17 protein-coding genes and 1 pseudogene are annotated in these 19,657 nt (G+C 45.2%); 5 read left to right on the forward strand and 13 right to left on the reverse strand.

What is annotated here, in order from left to right; genetic code table 11:
• Nucleotides 1–89 precede the first annotated feature (89 nt).
• On the reverse strand, nucleotides 90–776 hold the full coding sequence (locus tag H8B09_RS11320) for a response regulator transcription factor (protein WP_191203592.1): 687 nt from the start codon (nucleotides 774–776) through the stop codon (nucleotides 90–92).
• Entirely contained in the window at nucleotides 754–2,253 is a 1,500-nt protein-coding gene (locus H8B09_RS11325; RefSeq protein WP_191203593.1) for a sensor histidine kinase, read from the reverse strand. Before H8B09_RS11325 ends, H8B09_RS11320 begins: the two co-directional genes overlap by 23 nt.
• A gap of 257 nt (nucleotides 2,254–2,510) precedes the next feature.
• Here H8B09_RS11325 and H8B09_RS11330 point away from each other — a divergent pair, with 257 nt between their 5' ends.
• Nucleotides 2,511–4,127, forward strand: coding sequence for a phytoene desaturase family protein (locus H8B09_RS11330; protein ID WP_191203594.1), 1,617 nt, complete (start codon nucleotides 2,511–2,513; stop codon nucleotides 4,125–4,127).
• 57 nt (nucleotides 4,128–4,184) lie between these two features.
• On the opposite strand, the gene H8B09_RS11335 is transcribed toward H8B09_RS11330, so the two are convergent.
• The 6 genes from H8B09_RS11335 to H8B09_RS11360 all read right to left on the reverse strand — a co-directional run bounded on the left by H8B09_RS11335 (nucleotide 4,185) and on the right by H8B09_RS11360 (nucleotide 10,120).
• On the reverse strand, nucleotides 4,185–5,321 hold the full coding sequence (locus H8B09_RS11335; protein WP_191203595.1) for a Ger(x)C family spore germination protein: 1,137 nt from the start codon (nucleotides 5,319–5,321) through the stop codon (nucleotides 4,185–4,187).
• Entirely contained in the window at nucleotides 5,318–6,418 is a 1,101-nt protein-coding gene (locus H8B09_RS11340; RefSeq protein WP_191203596.1) for a GerAB/ArcD/ProY family transporter, read from the reverse strand. Before H8B09_RS11340 ends, H8B09_RS11335 begins: the two co-directional genes overlap by 4 nt.
• The gene (locus H8B09_RS11345; protein WP_191203597.1) at nucleotides 6,415–7,854 is read right to left on the reverse strand and encodes a spore germination protein; all 1,440 of its coding nucleotides are present in this window, start codon (nucleotides 7,852–7,854) and stop codon (nucleotides 6,415–6,417) included. Before H8B09_RS11345 ends, H8B09_RS11340 begins: the two co-directional genes overlap by 4 nt.
• Before the next feature lie 138 nt (nucleotides 7,855–7,992).
• Nucleotides 7,993–8,775 (reverse strand): alpha/beta fold hydrolase, encoded by a 783-nt coding sequence (locus H8B09_RS11350; RefSeq protein ID WP_191203598.1) that lies wholly within the window; start codon nucleotides 8,773–8,775, stop codon nucleotides 7,993–7,995.
• Nucleotides 8,776–8,882: 107 nt separating this feature from the next.
• The gene (locus H8B09_RS11355) at nucleotides 8,883–9,356 is read right to left on the reverse strand and encodes a DUF2798 domain-containing protein (RefSeq protein ID WP_191203809.1); all 474 of its coding nucleotides are present in this window, start codon (nucleotides 9,354–9,356) and stop codon (nucleotides 8,883–8,885) included.
• Nucleotides 9,357–9,496: 140 nt separating this feature from the next.
• Nucleotides 9,497–10,120, reverse strand: coding sequence for a TetR/AcrR family transcriptional regulator (locus tag H8B09_RS11360; RefSeq protein ID WP_191203599.1), 624 nt, complete (start codon nucleotides 10,118–10,120; stop codon nucleotides 9,497–9,499).
• 151 nt (nucleotides 10,121–10,271) lie between these two features.
• Between H8B09_RS11360 and H8B09_RS11365 the strand changes: the two genes are divergently transcribed.
• From H8B09_RS11365 to H8B09_RS11375, 3 genes are all read left to right on the forward strand, one after another.
• The gene (locus H8B09_RS11365; RefSeq protein WP_224753470.1) at nucleotides 10,272–11,714 is read left to right on the forward strand and encodes a DHA2 family efflux MFS transporter permease subunit; all 1,443 of its coding nucleotides are present in this window, start codon (nucleotides 10,272–10,274) and stop codon (nucleotides 11,712–11,714) included.
• 424 nt (nucleotides 11,715–12,138) lie between these two features.
• Nucleotides 12,139–13,053 carry a tyrosine-type recombinase/integrase gene (locus H8B09_RS11370; protein WP_224753471.1) on the forward strand — a complete coding sequence of 305 codons (915 nt, stop codon included), beginning with the start codon at nucleotides 12,139–12,141 and terminating at the stop codon, nucleotides 13,051–13,053.
• A gap of 247 nt (nucleotides 13,054–13,300) precedes the next feature.
• Nucleotides 13,301–13,711, forward strand: a complete 411-nt coding sequence (locus tag H8B09_RS11375; RefSeq protein WP_191203600.1) for a hypothetical protein — start codon at nucleotides 13,301–13,303, stop codon at nucleotides 13,709–13,711.
• A 384-nt stretch (nucleotides 13,712–14,095) separates the two neighbouring features.
• Here the strand turns inward: H8B09_RS11375 and H8B09_RS11380 are convergent, their stop codons facing one another.
• The 5 genes from H8B09_RS11380 to H8B09_RS11400 form a co-directional block, all read right to left on the reverse strand.
• Complete coding sequence (locus tag H8B09_RS11380) at nucleotides 14,096–14,746, reverse strand: hypothetical protein (RefSeq protein WP_191203601.1); 651 nt, start codon at nucleotides 14,744–14,746, stop codon at nucleotides 14,096–14,098.
• 47 nt (nucleotides 14,747–14,793) lie between these two features.
• Nucleotides 14,794–15,384 (reverse strand): matrixin family metalloprotease, encoded by a 591-nt coding sequence (locus H8B09_RS11385; RefSeq protein ID WP_191203602.1) that lies wholly within the window; start codon nucleotides 15,382–15,384, stop codon nucleotides 14,794–14,796.
• 393 nt (nucleotides 15,385–15,777) lie between these two features.
• Nucleotides 15,778–16,668, reverse strand: a complete 891-nt coding sequence (locus H8B09_RS11390; RefSeq protein ID WP_191203603.1) for a hypothetical protein — start codon at nucleotides 16,666–16,668, stop codon at nucleotides 15,778–15,780.
• A gap of 588 nt (nucleotides 16,669–17,256) precedes the next feature.
• A complete protein-coding gene (locus H8B09_RS11395; protein ID WP_191203604.1) occupies nucleotides 17,257–17,874 on the reverse strand; it encodes a DUF1349 domain-containing protein in 618 nt (205 codons plus the stop codon).
• Between the two features lie 39 nt (nucleotides 17,875–17,913).
• The gene (locus tag H8B09_RS11400) at nucleotides 17,914–19,125 is read right to left on the reverse strand and encodes an MFS transporter (RefSeq protein ID WP_191203605.1); all 1,212 of its coding nucleotides are present in this window, start codon (nucleotides 19,123–19,125) and stop codon (nucleotides 17,914–17,916) included.
• A 264-nt stretch (nucleotides 19,126–19,389) separates the two neighbouring features.
• Between H8B09_RS11400 and H8B09_RS30435 the strand changes: the two are divergent.
• Nucleotides 19,390–19,560: pseudogene (locus H8B09_RS30435) on the forward strand (IS1595 family transposase); the annotation flags it as partial.
• Nucleotides 19,561–19,657 lie beyond the last annotated feature (97 nt).

Raw genomic sequence — 19,657 nt, forward strand, 5'->3', positions numbered from 1 at the left:
AACGAATCGTGAACCCTTTATTAACATTTTCTTAACTGCCCATCGGGCACAAAAAAAGAAAGTCTGGCTTGAATCGCCAGACTTTCTTCTTATCCTTTACAGCGGTAACCCGTTCCCCATACCGTCTCGATATAGGCTGGATTCGCTGAATCCTTCTCGATTTTCTCGCGGATTTTCCGAATATGAACCGTTACGGTCTGTACATCGCCCATCGCATCAATTCCCCATATTTTCTCGAACAGATGATCCTTGCTGAATACCCGGTCCGGATGCTTCGCTAGAAAATAGAGCAGATCGAATTCCTTCGTCGTGAGCACGACTTCCGTCTCATTCACGAACACCTTGCGCGTATCCGGATCGATATGAAGACCGCGAATATGAATGTCGTTCTTCGTCTCTGCCGAACCGACGAGCCGCTCATATCTAGTAATGTGCGCCTTCACTCGAGCCACCAGCTCCCCAGGCTTAAACGGCTTCGTTATATAATCATCGGCGCCAAGGCCGAGGCCGCGAATGAGGTCGATGTCCTCACGTCGAGAGGATACGATCAGAATGGGAATGTTCTTCTTCTCCCTAATTTTGCGGCATACCTCGAAACCATTAAGCTTCGGCAGCATGAGATCCAGAATAATAAGGTCATACTGCGTCGACAGGCTCATCTGGAGCCCGATTTCACCGTCCTGTGCGATATCGACCTGATAACCATTGATCTCCAAATAATCCCGTTGCAGCTCAGATATCGACAAATCGTCTTCAATGAGCAGAACCTTCTTCATCGTCCATCATTCCCTCATCTATCGTTATGGGAAGGCTCAGCTTAATAACCGTTCCTTCAGTCAGTCTGCTTGTCGCTGCGATTGTTCCTCCATGCCCCTCCATAATCTGCTTGGCGATGGCAAGCCCCAAGCCGCTGCCTCCTGTGTGTGCATTGCGTGACTCATCCGCCCGGTAGAATCGTTCGAATATATGTTCGAGCGCATGCGGATCAATCCCAATCCCATTATCCGTTATCTCTAATAACGCCTTCCCTGCTCTGCTATAAGCTAAGAATCGAATTTGGGGCACCGGCTTATCCATATACCGGACACTGTTCTGAATTATGTTGTTCAATACACGCTTGAAGTGATCCATATCGAGCATTACGACTGCATCTGTGTCGAGCCGAATATCGCTATCGAATGCGATGCCCCGCTTCTCTAGTTCAAACTGCAGCTCCTCCGACCAATCCTCTAATAACGGAAGCAGTTTAACGCGTTCAAAATGATAAGGCTGCCGATTCAAATCCAGCTTCGAATACAAGAACAATTCTTGAATCAAATGATCCATCTCTTCGGCTTTGCCAGCAATCGTCTGCATATATTTGCGACTCTTCTCGGGCGTATCCGCGACGCCGTCCATTATGCCATCCACGTAACCTTGTATGGCTGTGAGCGGTGTTCGCAGATCATGCGAGATGCTCGCGATCAGCTCCTTGCGGTTCGCTTCATATTGCGCTTGCAGCTGAAGCGAATGCTGAAGACGGGACCTCATCTCCTCGAATGCGATGCCTAGTTGTCCGATCTCGTCTTTGGAACCGATCTGCAGTTGAAAGTCCAGGTTCCCTTCCTTGATCTGACGTGCAGCATCACGAAGCGACCGAAGCGGCCGGATGATTTTCTTCGACATATAGGCGGTTAACAGCACATGCGTCAGCACAAGTACACAAATAAGTGCAATGAACAAGGTTGGTAAGTATTTGCGAATATAAAATGTTAGCGGATCGACTTTCGAGATGACGAACAACGTCCCCTGCTCGTTATTCCGATAACTGAAATCAAACTGGACAAGCGAATAGCTCGCATTGTCGACCTTCATAAGCGGATATAAGCTGTAATCATCCTTCTTCGCATAAGGAGGCAATGCTGCAGTCAGATCTGATGCCTTCTCGATGCTGCCCGATTCATAAATGATAGCATCTCCGATTCGCACGGCAATTCCGGCATCCTCGTCTCGAAGCTCTGCCGTGATCTCTTCAAGGTAGCTGCGGTCGAGCAGCAGCTCGGGCTGGCGTTTCACCGATCGCGACACTTCCTTAATGATATGTTCCGTGTTTTCTCGATCGAATCGCTGCTCGGTCGTTTCGTACAAGCCCTTCATATTTTGCAAATCGCCCCGGAAGAACACGACCATCAGCAGCGACAAAAGGATCATCGAGATTAGCGGTATGACGAGCATCGCCGCGTAAGACAGGAGCAGCTTCATACGAATGGACATGCCGGACATTCTCCTTCAGCGACTAATTCAACCATTTTCTTATAAACAGCATAAGACTATCATCTAAATTACGGGTGAACATAGTATTAAATTTTAATTAACTTCTATAATCGTGAAGTGTAACAGACACGTCTCCGGGAATCAATGGAACCCCTTTTATTTAAGAGGGATGCACGACAGGATGCGCCATCGTTCGCCGCACCGTTGCAGTACACTGAGATTGATCAGTAACTAGTCCATGAGGGGAGGAAATAAAGTTGAAGCAATACGATTACATTATGATCGGAAGCGGACATAACGCCCTCGTTGCTGCGGCTTATTTGACACGCGCAGGAAGAAGCGTTTTGCTTCTGGAGCGCAATGATCGGCCCGGCGGTTTTTTGCGGACAGAGGAGCTTACATTACCTGGTTTCAAACATGATGTATACGCAGCGGCTCATCCGTTGTTCTTAACGGGTCCGGCTTATGCCGATTTCAAGGAAGCGCTTGAGGCTCGCGGCCTTCGGTACATCAATACCGATCTTCCTACCGGCGTATCTATGGAATCTGGCGAAACCGCTGTATTTCCTCGCTCAGGCGAAGCGCTGGCTGCAGAAGCAGAACGTCTGGCGCCTGGTGATGGCGCCGCGTTAGGCCGAATATTCGAAGCTTTCGCTCCGTATGCAGGGGATGTATTCGAGCTGTTCAATCTCGACTTGACCATTGCACGCGCCTCTGCGATTATCGGCAACCTGCTGCACGCGAACAACCATAACGGTCACGTTCCAGCCGGCCGCAACGCGGCTCTCTCCGCATTCTCGGCCTACCTGTTCTCGACTGCACGTCAAGCGGTCAGCGAACTGAAGTCACCCGTCACCCGCGCGATGCTCGCTTCATGGGTCACACATCTGGGCCGTACACCGGATGAAGTCGGAAGCGGCGTCTGGGTTCCCCTCACAGCAATGGCGTTAATGGGAGGCGGCATGCCGATACCGGAAGGAGGAGCTGAGATGCTCGCCTCTTCACTAACTCAGCTCGTACAGGATCAAGGCGGTACATTCATTACGGGTACGCAGGCTGAGCGGATTGTCGTTAAGAATGGCAAAGCGGTTGCTGTCCGTACGGCCGAAGGCGAAGAATACCACGCGAGACATGCTGTTATTGCTTCCACGGGACCTGATCAGCTCTATCTTAAACTGCTGGCGGATGAGCCGGTTCCTGCTGAGATAACGAATCAAGCGAAGCATTTCCGTTATGGCCGAGGCTGCGTACAAATTCATCTTGCACTAAGCGAACCGCCACAATGGCCGGATGCCCGCTTCAATCAAGTCGGTCAACCGCATCTGACGGACGGTCTTGACGGCTTCACGCAAGCGATCGCTCAAGGCATGTCCGATCTGCTGCCTGCGAAGCCGACGTTTACGGTCGACTGCTCGACGAATCTGGACCCGACAAGGGCGCCTGCCGGTAAAGCAATCATGCGTCTGCAAGTGCTGGAGGTGCCGTGTCGGCCACGTGGAGACGCGGCTGGAACGATCAACGTCGGGGACGGAACGTGGACGCCGGAGTTGACTGAACGATTCACCGAACGGGTTATCTCCGTCGTCTCCAAGCATATTCCGAACATTCCAAGCGCCATTATTGGCCAATACGTTGTTACACCTGATACGATCGCTCGTTACAATCTGAACTCGGGTCCAGGGGACCCATACGGGGGCGCGCATGATTTGGCGCAAAGCTACCTATTCCGCCCCCTTCCTGCACAGCCGAGCCATCAGACATCGATTCCGAATCTGTATATGCTTGGCGCTGCCACGTGGCCTGGCCATGGCATTAACGGTGGTTCCGGCTACATCGTGGCGCAGAAGCTTCTCGCTGGCGAGAAGTTCGTATGACCATCTGAATGGTTCGAACACAAAGAGGAGCGACGCCCTCAGGCGCCCGCTCCTCTTCTATTGAAATTGCTCAAATCCGTCGGTGTTCAAAATTTGAATATCAAATTTAGGTGCGATTGTAATATTCGGATAGTCCTTGCGCCAGTCGAGCGATTTCCACAGCTTAGGATGAAAAGCTTTAATATGCTTACCAATACCAAGCACATCGCAGTTCGCTTGCTGTGCCGTTCGAATCATCCCTGCAGCTTCTTGCTCGAATTGCTTGCCGAGCAGCTTCTCCATTACCACCGCATAATTCGGTTTCAACGTATCGATGTTATCACCAATATCGAAAACGTTGATATTCAGCCTCACACGAATTGTCACCATCGGCAGTCGATCGGTCCCCTTCTGCGTATGCACGCTTCTTCGAACATTTTTGACCGAAAATCCATAAGTGATATCCTGAAGGCCGCTTTTACTATCGGACACGCTCCCGGTAATTCGCTGCCTGCCCTGATCAACCCCTAACATGAACATGAGCATTCGAAGCTGCTCATTCGTAATTTGCTTACCCGCATAGCGTCCGGAATGGAACAACATAGCGCCTTCAATCTGGAACTTCGACTCGTGATAACGTACAACCGGGAGCGGGTAATCTTCAAGCGGCTCATCTGCCGAAGAGATAAATTCGTGCATCGAAATATTGTTGATCACACCATTGGAGTTCAGGCTCTTGATGAAGTTATGAAGCTTCTCAATTGGCGCTTGCCGATTGCTCGACTTATTGTTAACCAACTCGACCATCTTACCGGCGTATACAATAACCGGCGTATTGATGGACGTGTAAGGCGCATGCAGCAGAAATTTGAATTCCTCTACCGGCTTATCGGATGCGAAAGATTCGCTCATTAGAAAGGCACGCGTATTCACGGCGAGGAATGGCCCTTGATCCATATATTCCGTTTTGCCTACTGCTTCAATGACGCTCGGGCCCTTCAATGTCGTCCGTTCCGCAATGGGTTCCCCTTGCCCCTTGCCTGCCCCTTTAAGCGATGTAACAATAAGATCAACGGTAACACCTTGTTCCTTCTCATCCTGATCAATGCCAATGACATCGATCATCTGCAAATCCCGAAGCGGTAGTCTATCCCAACAGCCTGTAAGCAGCAGTAAGATGGTAACGATGGTAACGCTCGCCGCCGCCCTTCTCATTTGGCAAACCCGCCTTTTTCCCGTACGAGAGAGACCAATAAGAGCAGTATAGGCAGGATCACGACTATAATGCCGGTGGCATAATTATGGTACACGGTGAACTTCAAAACTCGCTCCCTATCTTCACCTAATAAGCCTACCAAGAAGCAGATCCCTGCTATTATCCACACGAGCAGCGAATGCTTACGAATCTCGCGTCGCGACACAAAAGCGAGATATCGGGCGGATAGAAACAAGTACATATAGACGGTAACCGAGATAACGGAAAGCCATATCGTCATGAACAAGATATCTAAGCTTTGAACGACTGGCCAGTAAAACTGCCGTAAAATGTAGACCAACGGTTCTGCTATCGAATTCAACTGGCTTTCACTGAATTTGTACATCACGACCAGTGAAATAAGGACATAAAACAGAGTCGCAAGACCATTGGCAACCGACATTGCGATAATGATATCTCTCTGCTTACGGTATTTAATGGATGGAAAAACGTACAACAGCAGCTCATATCCTGCATACAGCCACAATGCCGGCAGCGAATCTCTTATGATCGTTCCGAGGCCGTGCGTGCCGATCGGAAGAAGATGGCGGTAGTCTCCATGTCCTAAACCGCTAACTAATACGATCGCTACGGATATAAGAAACATGAACATGATCGCTTGTGTAACGACAGCTAACGATCGCAGCGAGGATGAAGCTATGTAAGCTGCGATCGCAAACGATAAACCTAATATGACATACCAAGGCGTAGTAATAAGCAGCCACCGTTCAATGACATCGGTATAGGAAACCGCGACAAGTAAAGATGATTCAGCGCAGTAGACAGCAAGCAATACATTCATTACGACGCCAACTGGTTTTCCTAGCAGCGATGTCATATATTGCGGAAGCGATTGGTCGGCGTACCGCTTTCCGAGCCAATAAATGATCAGGATTACCGCTTGCGCGATGATCCCTCCCAATAATATCGACATCCAAGCATCATACCCGGCATGGCGCGATTCATGAAACGGAATGGACAGCACATGCACGCCAACCTGCGTCAGGAGCACAAGGCATAGAAGCTGCTGCGTAGATAACTGCTTCAGATGAATCATTTTTCCCAGCCCCTTGGGTTGCGAATTCTCACCTTATTGCGTGTTAAACTCTCTTTCGCCCGAGTCTTCAATCGCCAGAGCGGCGCTCGGAATAAGGTATCTCTTATGGATCCTGCATTTAACCCGCTGTAGAAATACGGAACCCCCATCATATGCAAACGAGACAAATGAGCAAGAACGAACAAGTAAGCGAACTCTAAGCCGATAAGCCCAAGGATGGCCGACATAAAGATGAACGGATAAGGCAGCAAGCGCGCTGCGCTGCTCATCTCATATGAAGGGATAATGAACGAGGCTAGTCCGGTGAACGCAACAACAACGACCATCGTATTCGATACCAGGTTCGACTGCACGACGACGGTGCCGATCACAATACCGCCAACGACGCCGATCGTTTGTCCGATCGGACTCGGCAAGCGAATGGTGGCTTCCCTTAAGATCTCTAGGATGAGCAGCATCGATATCGCCTCAAGCACTGCTGGAAAAGCAATGAATTGCATGGAGCTCTGCAGCGTGAGCGCAATCTCGAAGGGCAGAATTCGCGGGTCAAACGTGACCATTGCTACATAAGCTCCTGGCAGGCTAATGGCAATAATAAAGCAGAATACACGCAAGATCCGAAAGGTACTGCCCAGCAGCCAGTTAATCTGATAATCGTCAGGGCTTTGGAAGAACGCCCAGAACGATACGGGCAGAATAAGGCTGTCCGGTGAGCCACTCGTCAGAATGGCGACCTTTCCGTCCATTAAATAAGAACGAACACGATCTGGCCTCTCTGTGACAAGCATTTGCGGAAATAACGAGAACGACTTCTCCTCCACCAACTCTTGAATGAAGCCAGGTGCTTCAACATAATCGATGTCAATGCTGTTCATCCGACGATCCAGCTCCTGCACAATTTGCTCATTCACAATCGAATTCAAATAAAGGATAGCGATCTTCGTATTCGACCTGCGGCCAAGATGATAATACTTTACAACAAGATCTGGCGTAGCTATCAGCTTCCGCATCAGATTCAGATTTGTTTCCAAATTCTCGATTAACGCTTCATTCGAACCGCGTAATACCCGCTCATTAACCGGCACGTTAATCGAGCGCTCCTTATTCAGTGCGGTGCCATAGATATAGAGAGTGGTCTCCCCTTCAATCTGGACGACCGTCTTCCCTTCAATTACTGCCGTTATTGCATCCGTCAACAGCTCCGTTTCGCTTGCATGAAGGACCGATACCGCCTCTCGGATGTCAACATCGGTATGGACCAATAAGGGGCGAATAATATGTTCCTGTACAATGGCGTACTCGATCATCGTATTAAGATAATACAGACGGAAATGTCGGTTGCCAGCGGTCAAATCATGCGTTTGAAAGTCCGAGCTGTTAGACAGCTGCTCTTGTATCACTCGTGTGTTATTTGATGTAAGGCGGTCCGATTGCATACGTATTCACTCCCTTCTTGGCCTAATAAGTATCGTTATTATTCCCAAGGTAGGGGTTCGTATCCAGTTATTGCGATGTATGTTGTGTAAAACAAAACAGGTTGCTGATATAGAATCAGCAACCTGTTAGGGTTTGCATTACTTTACAAACTGCTGTAACAGCTGGTTCAGCTTGTCGCGCTCGCAATAGAAGGAGCCGTGTCCGCTGTAATGAAACGGCACCAGTTGCGAATTTCTAATCTTCCGCTGCATCTCTTCCGCTTGGCTGAACGGAATGACTTTATCGTGTGTGCCATGGACGATAAGAGTCGGCACGTTTATTATGCTCAAATCGGATTCGAGATTGAATTCAGCCAGCATCTTAATGATCGCTGCCGTTGACCATCCAGCTGCTTGCATCCCTATCTGGAAGAACCAATCCGCGAAAGGCGGCGATATATATTGGAAGAAGAACATATCCGTAATGTCCCGCATCATCTTCGGACGATCGTTCAACGACTCATTCAGCAGCTGAGCTGCGGTCTGCTTCGTAAACCCGACCGGGACGGCGGCATCAATCATAACGAGATGCGACAAACCGTAGTTGTTATAACGGGACGCATATTTCACTGCAATCGCACCGCCAGTCGAATGCCCGGCAAGAGCGAAGTTCTTCAGCTTCAATGTCTCAACAACCATTCGGATATCGTCCGCAAGACGATCCAAGTTGTAGCCATGATAAGGCTTATCGGAATCGCCGAAGCCTCTCCAGTCAATCCCAATACAGCGATACCCTTTGCCTGGCAGCACATTGAACTGGTATTCGAACTGTTTGTGGCTCAGCGGCCAGCCGTGCAAGAATACAATCGTTTTGCTGCCGCCCGGATTCAGATCCTCCACGAACAGCTTTACACCTGGTTCGACGTTCACATAGTATCCCACGCGATTCCCTCCGTTCACTCCTACAGCATTCCTAGTCATGATACTCACCTAGTTGATGGAGGGTGAATGCCTAACGGTCATATCGCTTGTTGGACAATGAAAACACCTTAAACCGCGTTTACAGCACCGCGTCCCTTCACCCATTTGCCGAATAGGAATCGGACCGAAGGTCCAACAATGAGCAATTGCAGCGGCAGTGCAAAGATGAAGTTATAGAAGTATAGCGTCAAATACGCACGGTAGAATGGTTCACCATCCATGCCGTTCGTCAACAACCCATACAGAGACATGAGCGTAACCATGCCGACAACCATGCAGCATGCGAGCGACACGATAACATACAGCTTCTTCGATTTGTTATATGGCAGCGCGAATGCGACTTTCTTCGCGACAGGTCCAACGACGAAAGCTTCCAATAAGAACGCAACGGCGAAGCACAAGATGAACTGAAGGAACAGTTCAACGCCTGTCATCGAACCAAGCGCATCGTGCCGCACTAGATTGTAAGTCATCATAAAAATAACCATTCCAAAACACATCATTAACCCGAAAACCGCTTCTTCCTTCTTCGTTGTAGGCAACATCATCATCCTCTCTTGTTTACCTTTGTAATTATAGAGATCTGAAATCTCACGCATAAGTGAACAAATTGTGAAACTTTGTTAGGTTCCAATTAACAAAAAGCCCCACTCCATTTTGATGGAGAGGGGTTTACTTTACGTTATGGAATGCGCACGAGCGGGAGAAAAATATCGTCTATAATCTCCGTAATCGACTCTTCTGTAACTGGCTTGTGTGTCGTTAAGAAGGTATAACGAATGAGGTCAGCTGGCAGCGAGAGAACACGCGCAGGAATCGTATCCAGCTTCACTTCCCCTCTCTTATCTGCGTTCCCAAGGATCGTTCTCATCATCACCGTCAGCTCGTCCTCCCCTTTAAGAAGCTGAGGCATCGACGAAATGATGTCTTTCCCGATATAATCGACCATCAACCCATGTATCGTTTCGGCACCAAGCAACTCCATCGGCTTTACAATACGTTGAAGCAGCGTCAGAATATCCTCCCGGAGATCGCCGCTATCTGGAATGCTCTTATCTGGCTTCGGTATGTGCTTAATCGTTGCTGCAATTACGAGCTTCGCTTTGTTCGGCCAGCGTCGATATAAGGCGTTCTTATTCGTTCGTGCGCGTACAGCTACACCCTCCATCGTGAGCTGGGTATAGCCCACTTCGCTCAATTCGTCCCATGCCGCTTGTAAAATAGCACCTTCGAGCTCTTCTCCACGGCGCCGAGTGCCCGCTTGCTTCTCTTCTGCAGTATTCACGTTCTCTTTCGTGTTGTTCATCAGGCGGCCCTTGTCCCTTTCCTATCGATACCAATAGTTTAATTTATTTCTTCGCAATATTCTATTGCAATTCCTCCGATATTCGTTTATTGTGATTCACATAGAGTACGATACGTACCGTACCTTATTAATGAAGTTAGGAGAGGATCATATGATGCCAAGCAGCAAGGCAGCGACAGCTACAACCAAACCAGTGAAAGAAAAGCTCGATCCACAGCTGTTGAAGGTCGCAATCATTCTCATCTTCGGCGCGCTCGCATCGCAGCTGGATTCGACGATGGTCAATGTCGCAATCGATACGTTGACTGTAGACCTGCACTCCACCGTATCGGCCATACAGTGGGTCATTACCGGTTATATCCTAACGATGGGACTCGCCGTGCCCATCTCAGGCTGGGCAGTCAGCCGATTTGGGGGAAAACGTGTCTATTTGTTCGCACTCGGGCTTTTTCTCATTAGTTCTATATTATGCTCAGTTGCTTGGAACGTCGGCAGTTTGGTCGGCTTCCGCCTGATTCAAGGCACTGGAGCCGGTCTGTTAATTCCAACAATGACAACGGTGCTCGTACAGACTGCTGGAGGGAAAAATCTCGGCCGAATTATTTCCATTATCGGTATTCCAGCCTTGCTCGGACCGATTCTCGGACCTGTATTAGGCGGATTGATCGTCAATGATCTGAGCTGGCGCTGGATTTTCTATGTCAATATTCCCGTTACATTAATCGCAATGCTGCTGGCATGGCTTATTATTCCGAAGGATGTATTGGCCAAAGCGAAGCAGAAACTTGACGTTACAGGTCTCCTGCTGCTCTCGCCAGCATTCTCGATCCTCATCTATAGCATTGCACAAATGAGCCAGGAAGGCGGGCTGAACAGCGCTTCCGTACTCGTTCCTCTCTTAATTGGCATTGTGCTTATGGGTGCATTCGTTGGTTACGCACTGCGCAAGAAACAAGGAGCGATTCTTGACCTCCACTTGTTCCGCTCGCGCCATTTTCTCTCGTCGAACATCACGCTATTCCTTGCAGGAATGGTGATGAACGGTGCAATGCTGCTTCTTCCGCTCTTCTATCAACAGGTTCGCGGAGAGACCGCGTTCCATACGGGATTGCTGCTCATTCCGCAAGGTATAGGTATGCTGCTAACCAGAACATGGATTGGCGGTTTATCCGATCGCATCGGACCGCGGCCTATCGTCATAACAAGCTTATTCATTACGATTATCGGCACACTGCCATTCGCATTCGCTGATGCGGATACGCACTGGTTCTTGCTCGCAGCAGGCCAGCTCATTCAAGGCGCGGCGCTGAACGGTATCCTTCTTCCGATTATGGTATCCGCTTATCATGGACTTGCCCGGGAACAGATCCCGCACGCAAGCGTATCGACGCGGATCTTCCAGACGATTGGTGGTGCATTCGGCTCTTCCGTTCTTGCAACAGTTATTGCTAGTCGGATGTCTTCACAATCATCACTTACGGTTAATACTCTCTCTGGTGCATTCCAGTCCGCCTTCTGGTGGGCTATTGGATTAGCTGTCGTCGCTATTATTCCTACATTATTATTGGCTAAACCTAAGAAAACGGAAGCTTAGTTGTACGAAGGATCAATGATGTTAAGAAGCGCCTTGCAAAAGATCAGGCTCATAAACCTGGTTACCTGTAAAGGCGCTTATTCTTATTAGGAATGATTGAACGGCGGAGTATCATCTTATTCACTATTAGTTTACATAATATATATTAAGTTAACTTTATTCTTCTTCCTCCTCTATATTTTGATCAATAGCTTTAAATAACAAATTTTTTAGCGATTTAGGAAGGGTTTATGTCCTCTGCCGTCGAAAATAATCAACTTCTGAACTGCATTAAATCCACAATTAATGCGGTTAGTGTTTAAATCGATTATTTATTAGCGTCGTGAATCCTATTGCGGCTCATTTGACGCGATTTTCGACCCTTTTGTCCCAAAATGAGGAATTTCGTCACAGCAAGATTTTACATAAGGAAGGAACGAACAGCATGATGGCAATGGATGACCATGAAGAACAATTAGACATGTATTTGATTTGGCTCAAGGACCGCGGGTATTCCCAGGATACGCAGCATGGCTACATGCACGATGTACGCGCCTTCCTCCGCAGCCACCCTTCCAAGCCGATAAGCTCCCTACGCAAAATCGATGTGATGAGCCATCTGACGAAAGTTCGGATGAACGGTGCAGGTGATCGTGCGAGGAATCGGTCGCTGTCCGCGATCCGGCTGTTTTTCAAAGTCATGATCGAGTTCGAGCAGTTGGAATCGAATCCAGCGATGGATGTCCCGAAATCGAAGGTGGAGAAAAATAAGGTGCCCGCATATATGGAGCCAGAGGATGTCGGTAAACTGCTGCAAGTGGTGGACAGCCGATATCGTTTGAGGGATATTGCGATATTGTCCTTAATGGCTTATTGCGGTCTTCGTGTCGGAGAAGTGCATCGTTTGAACCTTAACGATTTTCAAGTACAAGCCGGGCAGCTCGCGATACTCGGCAAAGGACGCAAATGGAGATACATCCCCCTCCCTGCTTCTATGATCGCTTTGATGAACGATTGTTTAGAGGAGCGTATTCAACCCCGCCGCAGTCAGGAGAACGCTTTTTTCGTCTCGCGCCTAGGTAGAAGGATGTCCAAGCGTGCGATTCAAGACGTATGCGAGAAGTCGCTTGATTCGTTCCGGGAGCAGCATCCCGATTATCAGGACATGCCCCTGTCTTCACATAAGCTTCGCCACTCCTTCGCCACCAATCTACTTGCGACTGGCCGCGTAGATTTGCGTACGCTGCAGGAGTTGCTAGGACACGAAGATATCTCGACGACACAGATTTATACGCACGTTTCCGATCATGCGAAGAAGGAAGCCATGACGACGATCCAGCCGCTACTGCCGGCTTACTGAGAGAATTTGTCTTGTCGGTTAGACTCGACATTTTCTTCTATATTTCATTCGTGTTTTAATCTACATAATATATATTATGTAAACAAAGTTTATAAACGAAGCCGCCCCTTTGACCTGGCCATGACAAGAACTACTTGATAACGTCTTGAGAAGTTCCTTCTCATTTACCAATCTCATCTGCAACCTTTACCAATTTGAATTCGTTGTTAGTATTAACAACAAATCCTAATTAGAAAGGAAGTTCGATATGCGAACGTTAGCTTTTGTTTTGTTAACAATGACATTACTAGTAGGTTGCTCATCAATCCATACTTCTCAACGGCCATCGGTAAATGAAAATAGTGAAATATTAAATAATAATGCTTATACCAAAACTTCTTTACAAAAGGAAAGATCAGCTGCTCAAGAAGATGAAATAATAAATCTTTCTTGGGACTACTTAAGTAATTCTGCCAAAAAGACTGTCATAAATAAGAACGAAGCAATCGTAGAAAAATCAACTTTCGAACAAATACCTATCAAGTTAACAAAGAAGAATAATTATACCGAAATATATAAAGTTACATTTTCGACAAATCAAGATGAACTACTAGGTCCTATTGTTATTTTCATTGATTCCCAAACAAAAGAGATAATTGGGAAAGGAGCTCGTAAATAATAAACTTTCGTACTCAGTATTAGGCAGCAATAGATAAAAAAATGATTCCTGTAATGAATACAGAACAGGGATCATTTTTTTATCCCCATAGTTCTCTGTAATGGCTGATCTCAGAGCATCGGCCAACCGGGAGGTACGTGCAGCCAGTGAGCGATACAACCCCAATCATTGCATCCCGACGGGCTCTCTTCCCTCCTTTCATTCGTATCTGCATTTTTTAGCAATTCAAGTTGGATTCTTAGAAAGCAGTCCCTGATCTGCTTACAGAAATGTTTCTCACTTCCTTAACTATATCAGCATACAAAAGAAACCCTATAGACAGGACACTTTTTTCCAAAATGTCCTGTCTATAGGGTTTTAATCATTTAATGAATACTTCTATATTTAATAATCATTGTATTTAGCAACAACTTGTTTTTTAAGCGAATTATAATGCTCTACATTATCACCTAGATATTCATTTAAAATTACACCATTCAATTGTGAAATTTTCGTATTAGTAATCTTATTGGGTGTTTTTAAATCAAATTTTCCTTGATACATACCTACAATACTGTAAATTCCATTATTACTACTTCTCAAAAAAAGGATATACTCTCCGTTTTCATTTAACAGGTTATAGCCCTCAACATTAAAGTAAGTATTATTAGATACATATCCAGGCTCATAGATTCTAATCTGTGTATCTTTAGCTACATCACCTGTGAAAGATTCACTAACATTTATAGTTGAAATAGAATTAGTATAGTCTACTTCTCCATGGGAGCCTCGTATAACATTTGTATTCCGTTCGCCCGTGAAGCGACCCTTTATAATTATGTCAGCTTTCTCCTCTAGCTCCGTTAAGTCTTTATAATTTTTATGGATAGCATGATTATTAACTATCTTAAGTTCATTTTTTTCTTGATAATTAGCAACTGTATTCATAGTACCTGAACTATTCGTACTTAAAGCATTTGGTTTAGATGTAGAACAAGCAGATATAGTAAGAGGTAGCACTACACAAAGTATAAGAGCAGCAAATCTTTTTTTCATAAGAGCTTATTCTCCTTTATAATAGATATCCTAATTAATTTTCGGTATTAATACTTCCACTTCAAATTATTAATGTCAATAGTGGCAGGATCTGTTATATTATTAAAACCCACATCAAGCATAACAGAAGTAGTAGGAGAATATTGATGCTTTAACCCCAAAGCATGCCCTAATTCATGAATTGTTGTTTCATGTTTCTGTGTGTTTGTTAATTTATCTCTTACCATTTGTCCATTATTTAAACTTACATGTACTTTATACCACGTACCTGACGTTAGTGATGCCTGAGTACCGCTAGTATTATAGGGTGTCATCAGTCCATACCAATCGTCACCATAATCATTGGCATAGAATCTGATTTCTGCATCTGCGTAATTACCTACATTAAGAAATCCAATATCTGCATCAGTTATAGCAGCATAATCAGCTCTTGCATTCGCAGTATAATAACTATAACCAAGATTTGAGATAGTCGGATCTTCGTAATAATCAGCGGCTGCTATCACAGAAGTTGATAAACCCGCTCCAAAAAAAGCATTTGCATTTACAAGGTCTGCAGCAAATACTTTTGATGAAACTAAAACTGTTGAAATTACTGCCATTGAAGCAACTACTACACTACTTTTTTTAACCACCACTAATTCCCTCCATTTAATAAATTATGTAAAACACAATTCTATTAAACAACATATCAGATTTTAAATCAATACTTTTTTTAAATAAAGCACCTCGCATTTACAATATAATCTATATTCTTAAACATATTGAAAATGTATATAGTTATTTAATACCATTGTTGTGTGTCTATGGGACTAGACTTCCGATCTAATAATTAATGTCTTTTTTAGTTTGTTGCTTTTCATCAGCTTAAACTCAACTTGATAACGGATCGCTGGACTTGACTGCTGGCTATCATCTTCGTGCCGCAAAACTACGTTTGATACGTCACCATAGTCCTTTATACAAAATAAAAAGCAACCAAAATAATGGCTGCCCATAAGATTAAGCTTGCATTCAAATTACATTTCATATTATTTTGAAATAACCCAACCCTTAACTAAATAGTATATGTTTTCACTAAACTTCCAAACCCATTGTTTTCTGAGTATTGTGTTTCTTTCTGGAATATGCTTTTCTAACATATCAGACGTAATCCTACCATTTATAGTTAACCCGCCACCAAGTTGATTAAGTTTAAGCTGTAGGTTCTTGTCTAACATTAGTGACGGCTCTTTTATAAAACTGGTAAGAGGTAATGCAGTCCCATTAGGATAATACCCCCAAGCATATTGTTCAGATGTAATAATTGCAGTTCCATTGGTCTTCTCCAATAATGACCAAATTTGTTCCACATGTTTTTCAGCTACCAAATCTCCTAATCGTTTAGCAAGGATTATTAATTCATCATCTCCCGTTTGTTCAATTAAATCAATCATTGGAAGTATTAACTGACTAGAAACTGTTGAGGATATTACAAGTGAATAATTATTATTCAATATGTTTGTAAAACAAAATTGTTTTTCAAGTATTAATCGTTCTAGTAAGCTTTTTGCTCTCTCCTTGTCTAATCGTAGATAGCCGATAATTTCTTCAATCTTATCAATCGATATTCCTACAACATCTCGATTTAACAAGTTTATTTTACGCTTGTCTGGGTTACATATATTTTGAGATGTCTCTAAGAGAGTTTCTTTGTCAATATCAAGTAAATCAATACTAAAATAATCTGATACTATCTCTTTTAGTGGAAGATCATATGCATTTCCAACCCCTATTACTAAGACATTATTTAAATCCCCGTTAAATATTTTTGCACTCTGATATAATTTGTTAAGCTCAAGTTGATGAGTATTCCAATATTGAATAATTGGATCTAAAGATTGATTCATATCTCTATAGTAATTCTCTATCTGATATTTCATGTCTCATTCTCCTTTTTGTATTTTTGCGCAGTTTCCAAATCGTTCTATCTTTTTTGCAGTTAAAATCTACTATTCAGTGCTGGTCTGTTTATGAATGTATAGCATTCAATGAAAGTCATAATTTCAAACCCTATTGCTAAACAACCGAACTTGATTAATTACCTCATCTTTCTTTCATCAAACTTCATTAGCGTCCATCCTCCAATTAATTCATAATATGGTTTTATTATAAAGAACGTGAGGTTGGTACATCAAGATAATAACTGTCGGAACAAGATATGCAGATCCAACCGCACGAAAAAAAACAGACTAGATAATCTTCTTTCTATTCCGGTTAGACCGTAAACCATGACTAATTTCCGGGCTCGGCTGCATTCAAATTTCCTCCTTCTCGTATAAAATCTGCTTGTGAGCCGATCATATAAATCAGTTGTAAATAATTTGTTAAGCAAACAAATGAATTACAAATTAGATTTCATCGTTAAAACAAACAATGCCGCAACTATGCGGCATTCACTCAAATCATTCAGTATCTTAGATGTCTCAAGCTTCTGCAATAACTCCACATTCCATCTTCTTCATATATCCCTATCCTTCTACCGGAGGATCAATATGGAGGTCTTCGTCAGGCGCGGTAAATTCCCAGCGGGTAAACGTCACTTCAAACCCGTCTCGGGTCGGCGAGCAAGTAAATGGTCCCGCATGATTACCTGTTTCGTATGGAAACCGTGCTACCCGAATCGTTCGCCATGGATGCTGATTGCTGCGAGCTCGAATAATGACGGCATCCTTCATGATCGAAGCACGCAGCGTTACTTCTTCCCCTATCCACTCAGGCACTGCCGCAAGTGACCAGTCCGAATAACCGTCCGTGACCACTGTTGCAAGCTGCGGAATGCCATCGTTGATTTCAATGCCTGTTTTGATCCATTGTCCGGGACCATGATATAATAACAAGCCCGCTTGATCATACAGATCGGTAAAAGAACCAAGCTGAAAGGTTACCTCGACCGCTGTATTGCGATCCCAACTCGTGAGCAAAGCTGGTCCGTCTTCAAATTCAAATCCATACAGTGTCTTTTTCCAGAAGTCTCTGCCTTTCTCAGGAGCAACCTTCAGCATTTGGCCCTCTTCTCGGAATGATTGTGGCGGATTGAGCCATACACCTGTTTTCCATTCCACTCGATTCCTGTTCTGTTGTGTCATCTTCATAACCTCCATTTATATGATGATTCAAACTTCATGTCAGCTCTCTCGACTTGCTTGTTCAATTGGTCTAGCCGCTTGCGAGAGCAGACCAGCAACCATTACAGTGATAAGGATAAATATCAGGGCACGCAGTAAGCCGATCGATTCACCGATAAGCCCTAGAACTGGTGGACCTACAAGGAAGGCAAGGTATCCGACTGTCGATACTGCGCCTACCCTCGCAGCAACTCCGCGTGGATCATCACCTGCTGCAGACAGCCCAACCGGAAAACCGCATGCTGCTCCAAATCCCCATAGTACAACCCCTACTATGGCAAATTCGTAGCTCCTCCCGAATATAACAATAAGCAGTCCAATAATTGCAAAAAGCGCGGAAGCTCGCAGTACGACAACTCGTCCGAACCGATCAAGCAGCATGCCGCCTACTGCCCGACAAATCGTCATCGCAGCCACAAATATGCTGAATGCGAACGACCCCATAGCCGGTGTAACCTTATAGCCATCCACCATAACAAGCGGCAGCCAATCATTCGCCGATCCCTCTGCAAAAGCCATCCCAAGCACTATGATACCGACCAACACCGTACGCCGCTCTTTCCAAATAGCCATACGTTCCTTGATGCTCATTGGCGGTTCCATGGCATTACCGCCCGTTTCTTTCCCTGTACCTGCCGGTACGAGACGGTATACATATATAGTAAATAACAGAATGATTACCATTGCAAAAGCTAAATGAACCGTTACCGATATTCCGGCCTTTATCGCAGCTGTTCCAGCCATTGCCCCTAGAAAAGTCCCTACGCTGAATGCCGCATGAAAACCTGTTAATAGCGATTTGTTTGCAGCTCTCTCAACTTCCGTACCCTCCACATTCATCGCTACATCGCATATCCCTTGCCCGAAGCCAAAAACAGCTAATCCTACAAACACGGAAATACTGCTTGTCAGCAGCGTCCCTCCCATCCCTACACCTAGAAGACCGACTGCACTGATCAACAGACCAGCTACCATGACGAAGCGGCCACCTTTATGTGCAATTAGATGGCTGGCACACGTCAGACCGATTATAGAGCCTATAGACATGCCAAGAATGATCAAGCCCATCTCAGATGTTGTCGCCCCTAAGGAGTCTCGAATGGCTGGCGTACGTGAAACCCATGATGAGATTGCGAATCCCGGCAGTGCGAAAATGATATAAATGGCGAAGCGCCACAGCTGAATCTGACGAATGCTTAATGAATGCCTCATCGTTAGTCCTCCCTAAATGCCTTCAATCCCAGTTGTTTGTCTTATTAAATTGTTTTTATAAGACTTATTAAAACTATTTAATAATGTGTTCATTCTAACAGAACTAGCATGGAAGAACTATACGTCATTTTGTCATATCCATATGTATGGTTGACTTAGCAAGTCCAAACTCAGTTATAGAACACCCCCTTAGAATTAGATGATAGCGGCAAGCGAGAGCTTATCTACTTTTTGCAGTCCCGAACCAAGATTGTAACGTCTCCCGTTCGAGTAATTGATGACCGCCAGAAAATGACTTACTCTTGCGTTCTTGGGCGTGGTCGTATTCGGACAACGAAATTGGATGAGGCAATTGGCGGTCATTTATCTGACTCTAACGTGCTATGCACTGATTCGTGGAGGGCATTCAATTCCTATGCAAATTCCAAATATTTGAACATTATTTAGCTTGGTTTCGTTATATAGACAGCAAGGAATATGAGAATACCTCATCGAATAATAGATTAAAGGAACTTTTTTCCAAAAACAACGT

Origin of the sequence: Paenibacillus terricola (assembly GCF_014779765.1) — a bacterium.
GTDB lineage: Bacteria > Bacillota > Bacilli > Paenibacillales > Paenibacillaceae > Paenibacillus_T > Paenibacillus_T terricola.